The 20,008-nt window shown below is 67.2% G+C and carries 11 protein-coding genes and 1 pseudogene; all 12 read right to left on the bottom strand.

Annotated features, from left to right (window positions below; all coding sequences use genetic code 11):
• Nucleotides 1–126 precede the first annotated feature (126 nt).
• Nucleotides 127–1,878: a serine/threonine-protein kinase gene (locus FDW84_RS10500; protein WP_138609189.1), complete on the bottom strand. Its 1,752-nt coding sequence runs from the start codon at nucleotides 1,876–1,878 to the stop codon at nucleotides 127–129.
• Nucleotides 1,875–3,527: an FHA domain-containing protein gene (locus FDW84_RS10495; RefSeq protein ID WP_138609186.1), complete on the bottom strand. Its 1,653-nt coding sequence runs from the start codon at nucleotides 3,525–3,527 to the stop codon at nucleotides 1,875–1,877. The genes FDW84_RS10500 and FDW84_RS10495 overlap by 4 nt, the downstream gene beginning before the upstream one ends.
• Nucleotides 3,514–4,449 carry a PP2C family protein-serine/threonine phosphatase gene (locus FDW84_RS10490; RefSeq protein WP_138609183.1) on the bottom strand — a complete coding sequence of 312 codons (936 nt, stop codon included), beginning with the start codon at nucleotides 4,447–4,449 and terminating at the stop codon, nucleotides 3,514–3,516. Before FDW84_RS10490 ends, FDW84_RS10495 begins: the two co-directional genes overlap by 14 nt.
• Entirely contained in the window at nucleotides 4,446–5,618 is a 1,173-nt protein-coding gene (locus tag FDW84_RS10485; RefSeq protein WP_138609181.1) for an RDD family protein, read from the bottom strand. Before FDW84_RS10485 ends, FDW84_RS10490 begins: the two co-directional genes overlap by 4 nt.
• Nucleotides 5,619–5,855: 237 nt before the next feature.
• Nucleotides 5,856–5,933: pseudogene (locus FDW84_RS20030) on the bottom strand (zinc-ribbon domain-containing protein); the annotation flags it as partial.
• Nucleotides 5,930–8,509: a transglutaminase TgpA family protein gene (locus FDW84_RS10480; protein WP_138609179.1), complete on the bottom strand. Its 2,580-nt coding sequence runs from the start codon at nucleotides 8,507–8,509 to the stop codon at nucleotides 5,930–5,932. The gene FDW84_RS10480 and the pseudogene FDW84_RS20030, both read right to left, overlap by 4 nt.
• Nucleotides 8,506–9,837 carry a DUF58 domain-containing protein gene (locus FDW84_RS10475; RefSeq protein WP_138609177.1) on the bottom strand — a complete coding sequence of 444 codons (1,332 nt, stop codon included), beginning with the start codon at nucleotides 9,835–9,837 and terminating at the stop codon, nucleotides 8,506–8,508. Before FDW84_RS10475 ends, FDW84_RS10480 begins: the two co-directional genes overlap by 4 nt.
• A gap of 42 nt (nucleotides 9,838–9,879) precedes the next feature.
• Nucleotides 9,880–10,851, bottom strand: a complete 972-nt coding sequence (locus FDW84_RS10470) for an AAA family ATPase (protein WP_138609175.1) — start codon at nucleotides 10,849–10,851, stop codon at nucleotides 9,880–9,882.
• A gap of 46 nt (nucleotides 10,852–10,897) precedes the next feature.
• Nucleotides 10,898–17,011: an Ig-like domain-containing protein gene (locus FDW84_RS10465; protein WP_138609171.1), complete on the bottom strand. Its 6,114-nt coding sequence runs from the start codon at nucleotides 17,009–17,011 to the stop codon at nucleotides 10,898–10,900.
• Between the two features lie 312 nt (nucleotides 17,012–17,323).
• Nucleotides 17,324–18,487, bottom strand: a complete 1,164-nt coding sequence (locus FDW84_RS10460) for an adenylate/guanylate cyclase domain-containing protein (RefSeq protein ID WP_138609169.1) — start codon at nucleotides 18,485–18,487, stop codon at nucleotides 17,324–17,326.
• Nucleotides 18,477–19,076 carry a PH domain-containing protein gene (locus FDW84_RS10455; RefSeq protein WP_138609167.1) on the bottom strand — a complete coding sequence of 200 codons (600 nt, stop codon included), beginning with the start codon at nucleotides 19,074–19,076 and terminating at the stop codon, nucleotides 18,477–18,479. The genes FDW84_RS10460 and FDW84_RS10455 overlap by 11 nt, the downstream gene beginning before the upstream one ends.
• Nucleotides 19,069–19,977, bottom strand: a complete 909-nt coding sequence (locus tag FDW84_RS10450; protein ID WP_138609165.1) for a biotin--[acetyl-CoA-carboxylase] ligase — start codon at nucleotides 19,975–19,977, stop codon at nucleotides 19,069–19,071. The genes FDW84_RS10455 and FDW84_RS10450 overlap by 8 nt, the downstream gene beginning before the upstream one ends.
• Nucleotides 19,978–20,008: the final 31 nt, after the last annotated feature.

Here is a 20,008-nt window from a genome sequence, read left to right as displayed (position 1 = left end):
GGCTGCCTGTCTTTGGGCTGGCTGACTTTGGGCCGACTGTCGTTCGGCGCACTGTTGCCCGGCAAACTCCCGCTGCGCAGGATGCTGCGTGCCGTCGTCGTGCTGTTGTTGTGGTTAGGTACGGGCTCATGCGCCGGTGCAGGCGATGGAGCCTTCTTCCATCGGGGAGAACGCGCCGTCCGAGCGCACGATCATGACCTGGATACACGTCTCACCCGAGGGATTCGCCGTGACCAGGACCGGCGGCTGTTCGATGGACTGGTACCCGCCGCCGCCTCCGATGGTGTATACCCGCCACTTATAGGTGTCGCCGTCCTTGGGCTGCGGATTGATCCACGTGAAGGAGGCGTTGCCGTCCCCGGACACTGTTCCGGTGAGGCCTTCGACATCCGGCACGGTGCCGTTGTCGAGCGCATCCGCCGGCGGCCTGCCGGCCTGCTGGGATTCCACCGCTTTGGGTGGTTCCGGTGCGGCGTTCGCCACCACCACACCCACCACGGCGGCGAGTGCCAGGAGAGTGCCGCCGGAAATGGCCAGCCACAAATTGCGCTTGCCGTGGTCCGCTATGGGGGCGGGTGCACTGGCGGGCTCTTCCACCCGGGCCGGCCGGTGGATGGTGGTGTCGGCAGCGTCAGCGCCGGCGCGAAACTGGTTCCCGGCAGCCGCGCTCCCGCCCAGAGGTGGGGCACCGGGGGCTCCGCGCAGGACGGTGGCGTGCGCCCACTCCTGCGGCTGCGGGTCCTGTGCCGGGTCCTGCGGGGAAGGTGCCGGGCGGGGCCCAGACGCCGAAATACCGGAGGGGGACTGCACCGCGGGCGTAAACCGCGACGGCGGTGCCTCCCCTGCGGCTCCCTGGGCACCGCCGGGCTGCCTTCCCCCGTCTTGGGGCCACGTTCGGGCGGGAAACGTCGGGGCGCTGCCCGTCCGCTCCGGATCGATTGCGGCGATGCTTCGCACCCGGGTCTCCTCGATGCCGTCGTCCGGGTGGCTCTCTTCCTGGTGCGGCTCCTCCAGCACCTCGAAGGGTGTGACGGACAGGTTCAACTCAGCCTGGATGCGCTGCAGCGCCAGGGCGAAGGCGTGGGCGGAAGAATAGCGGGACCGCGGCGACTTGGCCATCGCCGTCGAGAGAGCAAGTTCCAGGGACCCGGGGACGTCGGCGCGGCCCAGGCGCGGAAGCGGCGCGTTGCTGATCCGGTTGATCAGCTCACGCTGGGAATTGTCCGCGCCGGGCAGCACGAACGGCGACCTGCCTGCCAGCAGGGTGTAGAGTGTCGCGCCCAGGGCCCAGACGTCCACCATCACTCCGTCCACAGGCCCGTCGGTGAACTGTTCCGGCGGGGACCAGGGGATGGACATCCCCGAGTCGTCGTCGGCGTCCCCGGCGATGGTACCGGAAATCCCGAAGTCGGTCAGGGCGGGGCGGTTGTAGTCGGTGACCAGGATGTTGGCAGGCTTGATGTCACGGTGTGCAATGCCCGCCCGGTGTGCCGTTTCGACGGCGGACGCCACTTGGATACCGACGGCCAGCACTTCGTCCACGCTGAAGCGCTGGCGCCGGTAGCGGACGTCCAGGCTGGGCCGGGAGCAGTACTCCATGGCCAGGTAGGAGTGCCCGTCGTGGGTAACCTCCGCCTCGAAAATCGTGACGATGTACGGGTGTGAGGACAGCTGGGCCATCAGGTTGGCCTCGGACTCGAAGCGGCGGCGGGCGCCCTCGGTCTTCAAATCCGAGAGCAGCACTTTGACCGCCACCTTGCGGCGGGGCCTGTCCTGCTCATAGAGGTAAACGTCCGAAAACCCGCCCGAGCCGAGCAGGCTGATGTAGGTGAACCCCGGGATGCGGGGCGGCGGCGCTGCCGGCCGTTTGGAACTCAAGGAATCTCCTCAAAACGCAGCGAGAGGTCGTCGCCCAGCTCCGCGATGTCCCCGTCCAACAGGATGGCCATCTCGTTCTGCGCCAGGCGCCGGGGCGGCTGGCCTTCGCGGACCAGGACTGTGCCGTTGGTGGCCTTGAGGTCGCACAGCATGACGTGCCAGCCCTCCAGCCGGACTTCCACGTGGGAGCGGGAGATGTCGCCTTCCGGGCTTGGAACCTGGACCAGCCGGGGCATGGTGCCGCCCTGGACCCGGGAGACGGAGGGTTGCCGCCCGATCACCAGGGACTGGTCCAGGTCGAACAGTTCCCCCGTGGACATCCGCATCCGCCCCAGTCGGGGACGGGGCACCTGTACCGCGTCCGGGGGCAGGCCGGAACCGCAGGTGGAACAGTGGGCACGGGTGGGCGGATTAGGGTGCCCCTGGCTGCACACCCGGGCAAGCACCCTGGGGCCGGTGGAAGGATCTCCGCCTGCAACCGGGGCAGCCTGCGCGGCGGGAACCCTGATGCTGCTCCTCATCACGGTCTGGCCGTCATGGTCGCCGTCGAATTCAGCACCTGCGGAAGGTGGCTGCTGCCCTGCAGCGTCGAGGCCAGGGGCTGGGGCCTCGGCAGCGGCAGGGGCCGGCCCCGGTTCGGGGGAGGCCAGCGCAGGGGCCTGCGCCGCGGGAGCGTCCTGCGCTGCGGCGGCAGGGGTGGGGACGGCGGGGGTGGGGACGGCACCGGTTCCCGTCTTCCAAGGCACCGAGTCGATGAGGGTACCGGCACGTGCCGGCGCCGGTTCCGTCAACGGCGCGTGGGAGGCCGCAGGCTCCGGGGCAGGAGGCCGCTCCCCTTCCCGTGCCGCGGCGGCAGTTCCGCCGAGCGCCGGGCCCCCCGGTTCCGTCTCGTCACGCACCGCAGCGTCCTCGATGTTCCGGATCACGGTCCGTTCCCACAGGTGGTCGTAGGAGCTGGTGTGGTCGTCAGCGGAGGCCTCCGGGAGAGCACCGCCGGAACCGGGCTCCTGGCCTGTCTCGTCCAAGTGCGCGTCGTCGTCGGGCACTCCCACGATGGTTTCCGCAGAGGCTTCCTGTTCCGGCGCGAGGGTCACACCGGGCAGGTGGTCCGTCCCCGGTGCAGCGTCCAGGTCAGCGACGCCGGCGGAGTCAACAGCAACGGCAGCAGCTGAAGGGGAAGGTGCGGCTGTCAGTCCGGACCGGCGTGGGTCGAGCGAAAGTGCCAGTGCCTGCAGCAGGACAACCCCCTCCCCCAGCGGAAGCTCCACGGCGCCCGCGGTGCCGGCAGCCGGGATGGTCAGGCGGCACGCATCAGGCAGGGCAAACCGGCGCTCATTCCAGGTGGTGACATCGCGCCCGTCGAGTTCCACCCTGTCATTGGGCAGCTCGACGGCGAGGTCGAGGTCTCCGCGCAGGAACACCCGCAGGGGTCCGGAGAAGTCCAGGATGCCGAAGGATGGGATCTGCGTGAGGGAACCGCCGGAGCCACTGGTGACCGCGTGCAGCACCTCGTGGGCTGGCGGCCTGCCGGCCAGCAGGTCCCATACGGCTTCCGCTGTAGCCGGCGCGGTGCCCGGCCCCAGGAGGACGGCTGTTTCCGAACGGATGATGCCCAGCCAACTGCCCGGGCTATAGCTAGTGGCGGCCATCGTGGGATTCCCCGCTTCGGTCTTCAGCTGGCTCACCATCCTGCTGTGGCAAAGGCCGGGTGGAAGCCTCCGCCGCCTGTTCCCGGGGCAGCGTGTCCGCCTCCTCAACCCCTGCCCGCTGCCGGGGAGCGGTGGTGGTGGCGGTACCGGCGTCGTTCAGGACATTCCGGGCATCCACCACGATGACCGTGACGTTGTCACTGCCGCCGTTGCGCAGCGCGGCCTGGATGAGGGTGTCGGCGGCGTCCTGAGGATCACCAACGGTGCTGAGGATCCGGAGGACGTCGGCGTCCGACAGCTCGCCGGTGAGCCCGTCCGAGCACACCAGGACCCGGTCGCCTTCCTCCACGGGAAGCAGCCAGAAGTCCGCCTCCGTCTCGTCCCCCGTACCCAGTGCGCGGGTGACCACGTGCCGGCGGGGATGGACAGTGGCTTCTTCCGCCGTGATCTCGCCCGCGTCCACGAGTTCCTGAACCTCCGAGTGGTCCACGCTGATCCGCTCGAACCGGCCCTTGCTCAGCCGGTAGGTGCGGGAGTCTCCGATGTTCATGACCAGCCAGTAGGGCATGCCCATCTGCTCCACCACCACCGCACCGGTCAGCGTGGTTCCGGCACGCGCACCGGTGGCCTCGCGGATGGAGCTGTCAGCCCTGACCAGGTACTGCTGGAGGACGGCAGCGGTGACGCTCCGCTCACCGGTGGCGAGCTGCGGGATGGCAGCCAGGGCGCGCACGCAGATTCCGCTGGCGACCTCGCCGGCTTCATGGCCGCCCATACCGTCCGCCACGGCGAACACGGGATCGGACGCAATGTAGGAATCCTCGTTCAACTCCCGGCGGAGTCCCCGGTCTGTCCCGTAGCCGTAAGTCAGGCGCAGGCCCGGCTCGAAAGTGGAGGGAACGCTGGCGGGCTGTTGGTTCATGCCTGTCCTAGGTAAAAGGTCCGGTCCCCGAAGTGGATGCTGGATCCGGGGGTAACAAAAGTGGGAACACCCGGTGCAAGGCGTGTCCGAACACCGTCGGGCGTGCTCACGGCGCTGCCGTTGGTGGAATTCCGGTCCGTCACCCAAATCCCGGCACCGTCGGTGAGCAGGTGGAGATGGGTCTTGGAAATCGAGCGGCCGGGATCGTCGACGGCGAGCAGCTGGGCATGCTGCTCGCCCTGCCGGCCCACGGGGTTGCGGCCCACCAGGACGCTGCGGTCCAGCTGGAAGTCGCGGCCGTCGTCAAGCCGGATCCGTAGGACGGCCACAGGAGACGGACCACCAGCTCCAGGCCGCACCTGGGTGCTTTCGACGTCGTCGTTCAGGTGGCGGTCCGCGTTTGGCCGGACGGAGGGGGCTTCAACAGAGGGGGCCTGGACAGGGGAAGGCTTGACCGCGACCGGATGGACCGCGGCAGCTGCTGGTTTCTGCGCGCCGTTTGTCCCCGGGTGGGCGGCTGCAAGCGGGGACAGCACCTGCTGCACGGGCGGCAGGTCAAGGGGCGCGAAGGTGTAGGGTCCCTGGATTCCACCGGTGGTGATGGGGTCCCGTCCCGCTTTCACATCGAAGGCCAGGGTTTTCGCGGCTTTGTCTTGCCAGCCGCGAAGGCGGCCGTTCCTGTCCCAGTGGTTGGAGACCACCACCAGCACAGCCCACACCGCACCCAAAAGCAGCAGGGGCGTCAGGACGAACAGGGCGGGGCCGAACCACTTGAAGACCACCACGAGGACCGCAACCAGCAACGTCAGGAGGATGCCGGCACCGGTAATGAGGCCTCGGAAGAACACTGCGCCTGCGCCGGGCGCATACCCGTCGTTGTCGGCGCTGCGGATGCCCATCAGCAGATTGCCTGGTGTCTTGCCCGTCCTGGCTTCGACTCCCATGACGGCGATCAGGTACACCAGGGTCAGGCCCAGCCCGATGCCCCCGAACAGCACCAGTGAGGCTGTGTCGTAGATGATGTACTGCCCGCTGCGGCTGCGGGTGATGCCGGCGAAGCCCAGGGCGAACGTCACTACCAGCACCGCCAGCGGCGGCAGCCAGTCGATGACGGCAGCTCCAAGCCGCTTGCCGGCCGCAGCCGGAACAAGCTGAAGGTTCACTGCCATTCCCGTTCCTCCCCCTGGGACGGTCACCGGGTGCCCGGTTGAACCGCCGGCGCTCCCCCGCCCGGTGCCTGCGTGTGCGAGCCCCGCGGACTGACGCGCCAGGGGCCTTTGTACTACCGGGATAGTACCGGGAATCCCTTCCCAGTGGGCAGCCGGGGCTCCCGACTGAACGTCCGCGCCTAAATTGGCGCCCGGCCCTGGGCTGCGGTGGCTCAGTACCGCCCGGTTGGGCAGCGGAGCTCCGCACGAGGTGCAAAACGCCGCCCCTGCTCGGAGGGGCTGCCGGCACTGCGGGCAGGTCTCAATGCTGGTCACGGTGCTGCAGGTCCCTGCGTTGGTGGTTCCGTCGTCGCCCGCCGCTCCCCTGCGGGTGCCTCACCCGCGGGACCATCGGGTCCGCTGCCTGCCGCACCCTGGCGACGGCGGGCCACCGGGTTGAGGGACGAAAGGCCGGGCAGTGCGGGCCTGCCCCGCCGTGCCAGCGCATTGCGCGCATCGGCAAGGAGGGACCTTGGCGAGAAGCGCGCCTGCTGCCGGCGCCAAAAACCCGCGGTGGCGGTCATTTCCTGCAGGGAACTGTCCACCATGGTCCAGTACTCCCGCACCTCATTCTCACTGGGCTGCCCGGCGCCAAAGATGGAGGCGTCCGCACGGCGGGCCAGCATCGTGGTGGTGCCTCCCGCTGCCGGGAACGCCTCCGCCAGGACGGCCGCGCTTTCACGGCGGGTCGCCTTCGTGTCCACCGCGGCTCCCATGTCCGTGGCCAGGCTGAGCACCTCGCTCCACCCCCCGCCCACCCGCTGCGCGGGGTGGCCTTCGCTGAACCGTGCCTTCCGCCGTCGCGATTTCAGCAGGGCAATCAGCAGCAGCGGCAGCGCAAGGACGGCGAGCGGGACCAGGGCGATCCCCAGTACGGCCAGGAGTGCGCCCCAGAACAGCCAGGGGTTGTTCTTTTTCTGGTCAGCGTCTAGCGCGTCCGGTGACGAATCCGGGGGGAGGTCAGCCGGTTCCTGCGGCGGGGGCGGCGGCTGCAGCACCTGGGGCTTGGGCTTGGACTTGTTCTCGGGGTCCGGCGGAATGGGGATGTTGTCCTTGGGCGGGGTGGGATCGAAGCTCACCCAGCCCACGCGTTCAAAGGCCACCTCAACCCAGGCATGGACATCCTTGCCGGTGATCCTGACCTCGCCCGCGCCGTTCTCCGGACTGGTGGGTTCAGGGTAGAAGCCCATCACCACCCGCGACGGGATACCGAGGTGCCGCAGCATCAGCGACATGGCCACAGCGTACTGTTCGTCGTCGCCGAGCATCTGCTTGGCGGTGAGCAGGTTCCTGATCCGGGCTGACCCGTGGCCGGAGACGCTGGGCAGCTGCCCTTCACTGACCAGCCCGTTGCTGAAGGCACCTGTCTTCTGGAAATGGGCCTCGATCTGGCGAACCCGGTCAATGGCAGTGGGTGCGTCCGCGGAGAGGCCGTTGGCCTGTGAGCCCACCACGGGAGGAACCTCGACGGCGTCGGGCAGGGACACTTTGGCAAAGCCGTACTGCGTCAGCTGCCCGTGCTCGAGCTTCACGGGGTCCGAAACCTGTACCTTGTACGAATCTCCGCGGGCCAGCCCGTTGGTGGTCACGGCGGTGTCGGTGCCGGAGTTGAAGTACAGGCCGGAGGCCGCGGCGGAGGCGCTGTCATCAAAGCTGAGGCCAGTGGTTTGGCGCCCGCCGGGGACGAAGAACCCCTGGTAGTCCTCGATGGTGATGTTGATGGCGTAGTCGTTGGTGGGCACCACCCCGGGTGTATCGGCGAGGGTGTTGATCGACTCGGTGTCGCCCACCTTGCTGAAGTTGCCCGAGCCGTTCGGGTCCATGGTGTAGTTGGTGCCGTTGAAGGCGTCCAGGGCGCCCAGCCTGACCCGGGCATCGCGTGGAAGCCCCGTGACCACGAACAGGGTGTCGTCCTTCTTGTCCTTGACAAACGTGCGGAAGCTGGCGAGCGGCGTGATGTAGTCCTTCGGGTCGAAGGGCGGGACCACCACGTTGCGCAGGACCTTCCGCTCACTGCCGGCAGTCACCAGCGGGGCGGACAGGGCGGTGACGGCCACGCTGGCGGCAATGACGCCGGCAGCCATTCCCAGCCGGCGTATCCTCGCGCGCTGGGCTGTGGCTGAATCGGGCTGCGGATTGGTCACCGAGACTTTGCGGGTGGAGTTCTTCCGGAGGGCGTCCCTGCGGAAGGTTGCCCAGGCGATGCCCAGCACCGTGAGGCCGATGCCGCGTTCGAGGGTCAGGAAGGCCGCATTGGTACTGAAGGCGATGCCGGTGACGAACAGGACCAGCACGGGCAGCAGTGGAAAGTACGGGCTTCTCAGGCGCCAGGTCAGGACGGCAGCCGCCAGCGCGGTGATCAGGCAGCTCAGGAAGGGGACGATCAGCACGCCGCCGGCGGTTCCCACCGGGACGCCGACCGTCAGCATGTCTTTCCAGGCAAACACGACGCCCAGCAGCAGGGTGCGCAGCGAATCGAGCGTGGGGAGGAAGCCGGCGATTGCCGAGTCCGGGACCGCCAGCAGCGTGCCGAAGACCAGGTAGGCGCCCAGGGCAAGGGCCGTGGTGATGAGGAGCCCCAGCCGCAGGTGCGCGTTGACCGCGCCGATGGCCAGGCCCAGCAGAATTCCGCCAAAACCGGACAGCAGGTAGTAGGGGTCTCCGCCGTAGCTCAGGCCGAAGCCGAGCAGGCCCAGCCCCAGCAGCGCGGTGAGGGCGGCGGCATCGAGCAGGAAGTGCCACAGCGGCTGGCCGTTGGGGAATGCAGAATTGGCTGCGTCACGGGGGTCGGTGCGGGGACGTTGGGCGGTGGGCCGGCCGGAACGGGGGCGCAGGCCTTCCGCGGGCGTCATGCTGCGGCCTTTCTCAGCACAATGGCCAGGTCATTCAGATCGCCAAGCGTCAGGACCGTGAGGTCAGCGATGGTGGCACGGCTGGGCGGGGCGCCCGCCTCCACCCTGACCGCAAGGCTGCGGACGCCCGGCGGCACGGAAGCGGCGGCGGAGCGCAGCTGCGTGGCTGTCATGGTGCTTCCGACGACGAAGAAGACGACGGAGGCATTGGGGACAGTGTCCGCGAGGGTCCTGGCGAGGTCGACGGCGGTGCGGCGCATCGGTGTCCCCACGATCCTGGTCATGTCATCGAGCATGTTCCGGCCTGTTTCGCAGCGCAGCGGGCCTTTTTGGGTAAGGATGTCCAGTTCGCGCTGTTCCCGGATCGCCTGCCGCCCGATGGACGCGGCAGCGGAAATGGCCAGCTCAAATTCTCCTTCGGAGGCGTACTCGTCCGTGTTGATGGACAACGAGATGGCCAGGTGGGCGCGGCGCGTTTCCTCGAACTGGCGCACCATCAGCTTGTTGGTCCGCGCCGTGGTTTTCCAGTGGATGTGCCGCCGGTCATCCCCCGGCACGTAGTCCCGCAGCGCGTGGAAGGACACGTCGGCACTGGACAGGTCCGTGGTCGGCATTCCCTCCAGGTCACGGATGAACCCGGCTGCGGAACCGGCCAGGGCGACAGTCTGGGGGTGGACGAAAAGGTCCTCAGGTTCAGTCCACAGCACCTGCCGGCGCAGCAGGTGCAGCGGGTCCGCCCGTACTGAGCGGACGGGGCCCACTACGATGACGGCGCGGCGGGCGGTGGGGATGGTGAACAGGTCTTCATGGATCTGCTGCGGTTTCATCCGGGGCAGGTGGAACACGGCGGTGACGCTGCCCACGGGAAGTTCAACCGATGCCGGCAGCAGGGGGCGGGCGGAGGTGTTGGACACTGCGATGCTGCCAGCGGCGCTGTCCCCCACCGCTACCCGAGTCCGGGCGAGGTTGAGGACCACGCCGTAGGACGACCGGCCCAGGATGAAGGCGACGGCGATCAGAAACATCACGGACGCGGCGATCGCTGCCGCCTTGGCCTCCTGCCAGCCGAACGCCTGTCCGGTGATCCAGAGCAGGAGGGATGCGGCCAGCACTGACCAGCCCAGGACGCTGACGACGGAAAGCACCGGCCAGGCGTATTTCAGCCAGGCCTCGCGGACTGCACCCCATCCCGGTGCCAGCGCCAGTGCTGCAGTGTTCCTTGCTTCGACCCAGACTGCTGACGGGTGCAGCAGTGCAGGCCTGCCGTTCCTGGCGATGGGTTGCTTGAGACGCTCCGTGAGCCGGGTCAACGGGGTGCCGCTGGACATATAGGTGCCTACTTTGTTGCGCGGAAGTGGTGGGCGGTGGCGTCAGGCGTTGCTGCGCTGCTGCGGCGCGGCCACGTCAGAAAGGATCCTTCCCAGCACGGCTTCAGCGGTTGCCCCGGAGAATTCAGCTTCGGGGTCCATGACGAAGCGGTGCGTCCAGACCACCTGGGCCAGTTCCTTGATGTCGTCGGGCAAGACGAAGTTCCGCCCCTGCCCGGCTGCCCAAACCTTGGCTGCCCTGACCATGGCAAGGGCACCACGCACCGATACCCCCAGCCTGGTTTCCGGAGCATTCCTGGTTTCCTCGCAGAGCCTGGAGATGTATTCGAGGACGGCGGTGTCCACGTGGACGGTGGCGGCAAGGTCTGCCATGTCCGCCACCGCCTGGGTGGTGATGACGGCGGAGAGTTCCCTGGACCGGTCCTTGAGGTTAGTCCCGCCCAACAGCCGGACGGTGGAGGCGTGGTCCGGGTACCCGATGGAGGTTTTGATCAAGAAGCGGTCCAGCTGGGCTTCGGGCAGGCGGTAGGTGCCCGCCTGCTCGATGGGGTTCTGCGTGGCCAGGACCATGAAGGGACGGCCGGCGGAGTAAGTAGCGCCGTCCACCGTGACCCGGGATTCCTCCATGACCTCCAGCAGTGCCGACTGGGTCTTGGGCGAGGCGCGGTTGATTTCGTCGGCGAGGACGATGTTATTGAAGATCGGTCCCTTGTGGAACTCGAACTTCTGCGTCTTCTGGTCGTAAATGGTCACACCCGTCACGTCCGAGGGCAGCAGGTCCGGCGTGAACTGGATGCGGTTGTTCGAGCCCTGCACCGTTGCCGCCAGCGCCCGTGCCAGTGACGTCTTGCCGGTGCCTGGGGCGTCCTCGAACAGGACGTGCCCCTCGGCCAGCATGGCGGTGAAGGTCAGCCGGATGACGTGCTCCTTGCCCAGGACGGCCTGCCCCACATTGGCAACGAGCTTTTCGAAAGTGTCTGCAAACCACTCGGCCTGCTCGAGGGTCATGGTCATGGCGATCCTTGGGTTGGAGTTGAATAGCTGTGCGCATCGGGAAGCCTTACCGCCGCGGCATTCCCGCCGGCGGGTTGCCGGGACGGTTAGTGGTGTCGCTGCGGACGTAGTTGCCGGCAGCAGCACCACTGATGAGGTGGTACCAGATGCCGGAAGGGTTCTCTGTGGTCTTGTACCAGACCACGTAGAAGTCGGAGTCTGCCGGTTCGTTTGCCGGCATCCACTTGCCCGGACTTTGGCAGCTGGAGGGGTTGCCGGCGCGGAAGCTGTCCACTCCGTAGCCGGGCTCCGTGCAGCTGCGCACCGGCGTGGCGGTAATGCTCCAAGACGTAGGCGGCGGCGGTGTCGGGTTGGCACCTGACCTGGACGTTACAGGTCCTCCAACCGCACCGTTGACCGCCGTCACGGCACGCACCCTGAGCTGGCGGGCCTGGTCCCAGCCGCCCGCCGACCGGTCGTACCTGGTGGCCTTGCCGACGTTGATCCAGCCGCCGCCCTCGTAGCTGACCTCATAGTGGCTCAGCGGCCGGCCGTTGGTGTTGGGGTTGTTCCAGGTCCAGTGGACGTCACCGTCACCCTTGGCGGATGTGCCACCGTCGATATTCGGGGCATTCGCCGGTCCATAGGGGTTGCCGGTGCCGATCGCCTGGGCGTCACCTGAGACGTTGTTCTTGGTGGACGTGGCGATGATCGTGATGGTGATGTTCGTTCCGTTGGGAAGGCCGTTGATGTTGCCGCCGGGAGCGTTGATGGGACCGGACTGTCCCGTGGATGCCCGGTAGGAATAGACGATCTCACTGGCCGTGGACCCGTTGCGCTGCGCCTCCGTCAGTGGCGTGAAGGTCACCTTGAGCTGGCCGCTGGTGCCCGTGTCGGCCACGGTTCCGCCGCTGACCTGTCCCGGCTTGCCTGCCGCCCGGATTGGCGCAGAGGCAGCGCTGGTGCCGCTGGTCCCAGCTTTGTTCGTCGCGGAAACCGTGAACGTGTAGTTGGTTTCCGAGTTGTCCACAGTAACGTTCTGTGAGGTACCGGCCACCTGTTGGCTGGACACCACCGCGCCTCCGCGAAGGGTGGTCAGGGTGTAGGCCGAGACGGCGTCGCCATTGTTGTTCGGCGCGGCCCAGGCCACCTTCAGCTGGCTCTGCGACCCAACCGAACCGGCGTCCGAGGCGGAGGGAGCAGCAGGCGTGGCCGGCACGCCCGCCGGGACTTCGGCCGCCGAATAAGCACTCCACTCCGACGGTTCTTTTGCATCGTTGCGTGCCAGCACCCGCACCTTGTAGGAGACGCCGTTCTGCAGGCCCTTCCAGACGTAACTGACAGCGGTGAGGTTCTGGATCTGGGCGTTCTGTCCGGCCGGCGGCGGCGAGATCTCCAGGTCGTAGGATTTCACCGGCGAGCCCTTGCTGGCAGGTGCGGTCCAGTTGATGGCCAGCTCCTTGTCGCCGAACTTCAGCGACGGCGCCAGCGGCATATCCGGCTTCACGTCGGGACGCACCTCGGCAGAGGCGGGCGACCTGTCCGATTCGCCGAACTCATTGGTGGCCGTCACCTGGAAGTGGTACTGGGTGTTGTTCACCAGCCCGTTGAGCGTGCACGTGTTGGCCGGGCAGTCCTGCTGGAACCCGCCCTCGCCGTACACGGTGTACTTGGTGATGGCCGAGCCGCGGTCCGCGGGCGCCGTCCAGTTCAGCAGCGCCGTCCGGTCGCCCACGCTCTGCGCCTGGGGGGTGGCGGGCGCCTGGGGCTTGTCCTTGACGGTGAGCCTGATTCGTGCGGTGGCGTTCCGCGAACCATCACCGGTCTTGTCGGCCACGGTGTAGGACACCACCATGGTGCCGGTGAAGCCCGGGGCGGGCGTGACCGTCACCGAACCGCCGTTGACGTCGACGTTGCCGGTGCCGGTTTCCGCCGCCGCCGCGATGATCTTCAGCGGGGTCTCGGGGAAAGGATTCGCATCATTGGCGAGGACATCGACGCTTACGGGCTTGCCGGCAGCAGCGTTGGGCTCCAGGTCGTCGTTGGCCACCGGCTTGGGCCGATTGGAGGCCGTAACCGCCAGCTGGTAGGTGCCCGTGGCTTCAAGACCGCGGGGATCCCTGGCCTTGACCTGGACTGCGGCAGTGCTTCCGGTGCCAGTGGAATCGGCTGCCGAGACCTTCAGGGATTTGCCGTCGATGCTGACGTTGAAGCCGGCGGGCGACCCGCCCACCAGCTCGTACTTCATCTTCTCGACGTCGTCCCGGTCAGGATCCGAGGTCAGCTTGGCCAGGTCGGTGCTGGCGGAGTCACCTTTGGGCACGTCCACGCTGGCACCCAGGAGCTCGGGCGGGTTGTTCTTGTTCGGATCAGGCAGCACCTTGGTGCGGATGCTGAGGGTCGACTTCAACCCGCCCGGGTCGTCCGGACCGCTTCCGTCGGTCACCTCAAAGGTCAACGAGCCGGGGCCCACATATTCGGCGCCCGCCGTGTACTTCAGGCCGGTGCCGTTGCCGGTCACGGGGTCCCCGCCGTCGGCACCGATCAGTTTGATCCGGTCCGTCTGGGTCAGCCGCGGCGAACGGCCCTCGCGCACCTTGACCCATTCGTCCAGGTCAACGTCTACGGACTGCCCCGCAGTGACTTCCAGGACTTCGTCCTTCGCCAGGGTGGGAACCTGCTGGCTGAGGCCCGGAACCCAGATCACGGCTGTGGACTGCTGGCCGTCCACATCCGCCACGGTGTACGGGATGAGCTGGGGCTGCTCCGTCAGGTCCACCACCATGGTGCCGTCAGCGCCGGGCCGGGCGGTGGCGGCTTCGGTGCTGATTTTGAGGTTTTCACCCACGCCGTCGGGGTCCTCGTCGTTTTTCAGGACGGGGACATCGACGGCGGTCTTTCCCATCGTCTGGGCCGACGTCACCCTGTCGTCGCGGGCAATGGGGGCCTTAAGCGGCACCTCGTTGTCCACCACCACGCGGATGGTCGCCTGGGCGGAGGCGTCCCGGTCGTCAGCAATGGCGTAGCGTACGTTGACTGTTCCGGCCTCACCCGGTGCGAGCAGGATGATCCGGCCGCTGGTCTTGCTGACGGTGGCCTGGAGAGCGGGGTCGGCCTCGATGCCGTCAGTCAGGATGCGGATGAGGTCGCCGTCCGGGTCGGTGTCGTTCCCCGTGGCGTCGACGGCGATCTGGCGGCCGGGCCGGACCCGGGCCTCATCATCCACGGGAGTGGGTTTCTGGTTGACCTCGCCCCGCGGTGCGATGCCCACCGTCACCGTGCCGGTGTTGACGGCGCCCTGCCGGTCCACCACCTTGTACCGGAAGGTATCCGTGCCGGCACCGTCCCCGGCAGCCGTGAAGTCGATGAAGTTGCTTCCCACCGTCGCGGTGCCCATGGCGGGGGTGCTGTCGATGCCCGTCAACTGGACGGAATCGCCGTCGGGATCAATGCCGTCCAGCGGCACGGGGATGCGGACAGTTCCTGCAGCCACCACGCGGGCGGTAAGGTTCCGCGGCTGCGGACGCGAATTTTCGGCACCCTCCAGCGGGAGGATGTGGATAGTCACCGCCGCCGCGCTTTTCTGGCCCTGCGGGTCCATGGCGTTGTAGATGGCCCGCACAGTCTTGGGCTGGCTGCCGGCGATGAAGCGGAGGGTGTTTTCCGAGACGAAGCTCTTGCCATCGAGCGGATCCACGCCCTGCGGCAGGACCGGGTCCATGGTGAGCTCCTGCCCCTGAGGGTGGGTGTCGTTTCCGAGCACGGGAATGGTGACGACGTCGTTGACCCGGACGTTCACTTCGTCCGGCTTGGGCTGGGGTGCTTCCACGACGGCGGGCGCGGGCACCGGCACTACGGAGACGCTGCCCGTGGCGGACTTCTTCCCGTTGGACATGGTGTATTCGAAGAGGATCGGGTCCCTGGTCCCCAGGATGTCAGTAATCCTCAGCACGCTGTGGTTGATCACGCTGACCGAGGCGGTGGAGTTCTCAGGAAGTTTCACCGACTGAAGCACCAGGACGCCGCCGGAGGGGTCTGAGTCATTGGCCAGCGGGTCCAGCAGCACGCTTCCGCCCGCGGGCATCAGCGCCACATCATGGACGGCCACGGGGTTGCCGGTCTCGTCACCGGATTCCACATCAACGCGGATCAGGCCCTGGCTGCTTTGCGGCCCATTGCTGGCAATGTACGTCAGGTAGACCGGCCCCGGGGTGGTGCTGCGGAAAGTGAAGGTGCCGCCGTCGGTCACGGGGCCAAGCTCGGCGGTGCCGTTGGCTTCCACCTGGGCCAGCCGGAGGGCCCCGCCGTTGGGGTCCACGTCGTTCTTCAGGGGCGAAATCACCAGGTCCTGGCCCACCACGGCGGTGACATGGTCCGCGTTGACTACCGGCGCCAGTGCTCCCGGCGGCTGGACGTTGACCGCTACTTTTCCCGTCACCGTGTCGCGGCCGTCCCAGATGGTCACGTCCACACTCTTCTTGCCGGCCGTCGCACCGGAGTCCTGGAATGTCAGCACGCCGTCGCGGCGGACCTTGACCTGGTCCTGGTCGTTGTCCGCTCTGGCCTCCAGGAGGACCAGGTCGTCGCCGTCGGGGTCGATCCAGTCCGTAAGGATGTTCTGGCTGACAGTCTTGCCCTGCTCAACCAGCATGGTGGTGTTGTCCCCGCGCTTGAACTGCGGCGGCTTGTTCTCGTCCGGTGCCACCACGCTAAGCGTGACCTGGCCGGTTGCGGACAGGCCGCGGCCGTCGGATGCGCTGTAGCTGAACGTTTCGGTCCCCGGCCTCGCATCGGCGGGCACCGAAACCTGGAACGCTGTGCCGCCGTAGATGTTCTCCAGGCTGCCGGTCCCGGGACCGGAGTCACCTGCCGCCGCGGTGAGAACGTCACCGTCGGGATCCGAATCGTTGTCCAGCACGCTGAGGATGGTGGTGCGTCCGGGGCGCACGCCGACGGCGTCGGGCTTGGTTTCCGGCGGACGGTTGGGTTTGGTGCGGTCCGGCAGGACGTTGATGGTGTTGTTGTCCGCGGATTCCTGGTCCTGCTCGTCGGACTCGTTTTTGGGCGGGACAACGTCATCCCAGTTGTTCACCAGCTGCATGTTCTGGTTCACCAGCCAGACATTGCCGGAGTTCACATCATTCAGGACCACCAGGTCCCTGTTCACCCGGAAAACGTACGACGGCGAGGCGCTCGCCTTGGGCACGTCCACGTTCTTGTCGTCGCCGTCGTTGAGGCAGTCCCGGACGTACTTGTTTGCGCCGGACCAGGCCGCATGCACGCACCCGCCCAGCTGGACGGGGGCAGCCGGCACGCCCTCGCCGTCGAACGTCACGGTCTTGGCGGTGGAGCCGTCCAGGGGCTGCTTCAGCAGTGCCTTTTGGGTGGAAATGGCAACGAAGTCGCTGCCGGGTCCGCCCTGTTGCAGCCTGGCATCGCGGGCATTGTCCAGTTGCAGCCGCTTTCCGCCGGGCAGCAGCAGCTTCCCGGCAGCCGCGTCCAGAAGCACCGGTTTGTCCCCCACCACGGTGATCTGGAGATCGCCCGAGCCCTTCAGCTCTTCCCAGGTTTCAGAGTCTGAAGCTGTGACAGCTCCGTTGGCATCAACCGTGGTGACGGTTACCGCACCTGATTTCGGGTCCGCGGAGTGTATCCGGTCGTCATCGCCCACCACCGAGACGATGCCCTCCGAACCCACCATTACGGGTTCGGACGCTTCCGTATCAAAACCATTAACCGTGGACGGCGAAACCGCCCAGACTTTTCCCGACGCCGCGTCCGTCACCGAGATGACGTCTGAGCCGAAACTGACGTCCGCAGACCCGGGCAACTGTTTGTCCCCGCCCAGCCGCATGTTGGCCGGCGACACCTGATTCAGCGTTGAACCGGTCTCGTCGTCAACGAAAACGTCACCGGCATCCTGGAGGATGTCGAAGGTGGTGGAAGCGGGCGTCACGGCACCATCGAGGACCCGGGAGGGGTAGTTGAGCCGGCCCACCGCGTTCTTGGACTTGGAGACCACCCACACGCCGCCGTCGTTCAGCTCCACCTCGGTCGTCTTGAACCCGGGGTACAGGACGGCGCCGGTGACCAGGACTGCGACGGCGGCACTGAAGGCAGTGCCCGTGACGAGTTTCTTGTGGCGCCTTTTCAGCCCCAGCTTCCCCAGCAGAGTTGTCACCGCGTTACTAATCCCCTGTATAACCGCTGCCGGAGGCAGCTGCATAGTCCGGGGCGCTCACCCCGGCCTTGATGTTTGCCGTCCCTGGCGGGGGACGGCTGAGACCTGACTTTTCACATGGCCGCCGGCCGCGCCGGTGTATCCACCGGCGGGGCAGCTTGTCCGGTGGCAAGCTTACCCACGGTCTCTGCACCGCGGCGATGGGGAGCCCTGCCCACAGCAAGCAGTCCAGAGTTGGATGCCGCACCGACTATACCGCGGAAGACCAACAACTGGAGAAACTGTTTGGGGGCTGGCGCCTGACGGGACGGGTCAGTCCAGCACCAGGCCCTTACCAAGTCCACGGCTCAGGCGCACCGGGCGGATTTCCCCAAAGCCGCGGACGTTTTCGGGGGGCTGCGGTGCCAGCACGAACCGTTCGTCGTGTTCCAGGGCTGAAGCCGTCATGGAATCCACTAAAACTGTCCCGGGGTCTGCGAGGGTAGTGAGGCGCGCCGCCAGGTTTACGGTGGGACCGTAGATGTCCCCCAGCCGGGACAGGATTCGTCCCCACACCATGGCCACGCGTGCCTCCGGAAGGATCTCATCCTCAGTGAAGGCCTGGGCAAGTGCCAGCGAAATTTCGGCCCCGGCCGCCGGGGTTTCGGCGATGTACAGGACCTCGTCACCCACCGTCTTGACCAGGCGGCCGCCGCCCACGGAGATGATTTCCGCGCACTTGTTTTCGAAGCGCTGCACCAGCCGGGCCAGGGTTTTTTCGTTCATCCGCCGGGACAGGCTGGTGTAGGAGACCAGGTCAGCGAAGCCAACGGCACGGGCCAGCGGCAGCGGAGCATCGTCTTCGTCGCCTTCGCGGCCCTCTTCGCTGGCTTGGAGGCCGGCTTCGGCGCGGACGGCGAGCCGCTGGACGCCGGCGTTGAGCTGGCGCCGCCAGGAGTAAACCAGCACTTCTTCAAGGGCATCCACGAGCGCCGGCAGCTCGTTGACCAGCCGCTTGCGGGCCACGGCGTCGGTGACGCCCTGTTCGTGGACCATGTCCTCCACCAGCGCCTCGATCTGCCAAACCACCATCCGGTCCGTCATCTGGCCAATGGAGCGGGTGACGGAGATGGCGGCTTCCTCGGTCAGCTTGCCCGACCGGACCAGGTCCACCACGGTGGAGAGCGCAGCCTGGTCGCGTTCGGTGAAGGCAACGTCCTCATCACCGAAGTTGGGAAATCCCAGGGCCCGCCAAAGCTTGCGGGCAGAAAGCAGGGACAGTCCGGCACCGGCAGCAACTTCACGACGGCGGAGCTTGCGTTCCCCGCCCAGCAGCCTTGCCTCGAGCGCCTTCATGGCAAGCCTGTCCGCGGAAAGGGTTCCGGTGGGGGGATGGTGGCCGTCGTGGGGCTGGCCGCCTTGTGCAGCGTCAGGCGAACCGCTTGGTGGGGCGGGCGCGGCGATATCGACGCGTTCCTGCTGGTCCTCATCGTTCATCCCGTCCACCTTCTCTCACATCCCATGGCAATGCTCCGGCAGGGTTATCGTCTGCCCCGCCGGGCTGGCCGTCACGTTCGTATGGCAATTCCCCGATTGCATCGAGGATGAAGTCCCGGAACCTGGCAACCTCAGGTACGTCCTGGAAAGTCACCACGCCCTGATACCCGGTTTCCAAGGATATATTCCCGGAGCGCAACAGGCGTTGAAGTACCGACTCGTGGACAGTCAGGTTGCGCACCGAGGCCAGGTTCACCTGCTGGTCCTGCCGCCGCAGGATGCCGATCCGGGACACCAGCCGCCGGTTGGTGAGGGTATACCTGGTGCCCTGCCAGCGCAGGAGCCGGGGCAGGCAGTAACCGGCCCAGACCGCCGCGGCTGCGAGGACACAGCCGGCCACCAGCCACGGAGTCCATCGGGCAGTCAGGGCCGGGAAGAAGCGCGCCGCTTCCCCGCGGATGATCCATGCTGAAGCATAGGCGGCAGCCGCCGGCGCAAGAATGAAGGCTGCGGCGGCCCCGGCCAGCTTCCTCGGCTGCGGACGGGTGGTGACAATCACCTGCTCGCCCGGAACGAGGTCATTACGCATAACCGCCCTGGCCGGAATCCTCCGGAGCAGTCCATGGCCGCAGATGCACCACGTCGCCCGCGGTCACCACGTGTTCGCGTGACTCGCGGTCCACCACCAGCAGCGACCCGTAGTCGTCCAGGCGTGAGGCGTGGCCGATGATCTCGTGGTCGCCCGGCAGCTGCGCCCGCACCTGCTTGCCCAGTGTAGCCATGACTGCTTCCACCCGCTTGTGCAGGGAAGGCCCGCCTGCCAGCCCTGCCGCCGGATCGCCGTCGGCATTGCAGAAGCTGCGGTAGAGCATGGCAAAGTGCGAAAGGTAGCTTTTCAGCAGCCCGGTCCGGTCCGTCGTGCGAGGGGATTCGAGCACCACGGAAGTGGCCGTGGGAACGGGGAGCTCCGATTCCCGAAGGGTGACGTTGAGGCCCGTCCCGAGGATGACGGGCGGCGCCGAGCCGTCCACCATTGGACCCAGCTGCGCCAGGATGCCGGCGATTTTCTTCCCGCGCACCAGGACATCGTTGGGCCATTTCAGCTCGGCAGGGAGGCCGGCGGTTTCCAGCAGTGTCTCATGCAGTGCCAGGGCCGCGATGAGCGACAGCCAGGAGTAGCTCTGGGTGGGAAGCGGCCTGCCTTCGGCATTGACCGGCTTCAGGACCACCGAAACCGAGATCGAGCTCAGCGGTGGCGCCTCCCAGTGCCTGTCCAGCCGCCCCCTCGCAGCTGTCTGGTACTCCGCGGTGAGCACGGACATGTCCGGCCAGGCGGAGGGCTCCACAGTCACGGACCGAAGAAGGTCAGCGTTGGTGGATCCCGTGGAATCCACCACCTCGAGCCGGGGAATGCCCGCCGCGGACAGGAAGTCCTGGTCCGCGAGTTCCCTCCGGTTCAGGGGCGTGCCGGGGGCATGTGCGTCATCCATACCTAAACTCTACCGACACGGGCCGGACGTC

Origin of the sequence: Pseudarthrobacter sp. NamE5 (genome assembly GCF_005796225.1) — a bacterium.
Lineage (GTDB): Bacteria > Actinomycetota > Actinomycetes > Actinomycetales > Micrococcaceae > Arthrobacter.
This window is presented reverse-complemented; position numbering and strand designations above follow the sequence as displayed.

What these genes read in the sequence shown, in the direction of transcription:
- FDW84_RS10495 (WP_138609186.1), bottom strand. Translation starts at nt 3,527, where the DNA reads ATGGCCGCCACTAGCTATAGCCCGGGCAGTTGGCTGGGCATCATCCGT.
- FDW84_RS10490 (WP_138609183.1), bottom strand. Translation starts at nt 4,449, where the DNA reads ATGAACCAACAGCCCGCCAGCGTTCCCTCCACTTTCGAGCCGGGCCTG.
- FDW84_RS10485 (WP_138609181.1), bottom strand. Translation starts at nt 5,618, where the DNA reads ATGGCAGTGAACCTTCAGCTTGTTCCGGCTGCGGCCGGCAAGCGGCTT.
- FDW84_RS10480 (WP_138609179.1), bottom strand. Translation starts at nt 8,509, where the DNA reads ATGACGCCCGCGGAAGGCCTGCGCCCCCGTTCCGGCCGGCCCACCGCC.
- FDW84_RS10475 (WP_138609177.1), bottom strand. Translation starts at nt 9,837, where the DNA reads ATGTCCAGCGGCACCCCGTTGACCCGGCTCACGGAGCGTCTCAAGCAA.
- FDW84_RS10470 (WP_138609175.1), bottom strand. Translation starts at nt 10,851, where the DNA reads ATGACCATGACCCTCGAGCAGGCCGAGTGGTTTGCAGACACTTTCGAA.
- FDW84_RS10460 (WP_138609169.1), bottom strand. Translation starts at nt 18,487, where the DNA reads ATGAACGATGAGGACCAGCAGGAACGCGTCGATATCGCCGCGCCCGCC.
- FDW84_RS10455 (WP_138609167.1), bottom strand. Translation starts at nt 19,076, where the DNA reads ATGCGTAATGACCTCGTTCCGGGCGAGCAGGTGATTGTCACCACCCGT.
- FDW84_RS10450 (WP_138609165.1), bottom strand. Translation starts at nt 19,977, where the DNA reads ATGGATGACGCACATGCCCCCGGCACGCCCCTGAACCGGAGGGAACTC.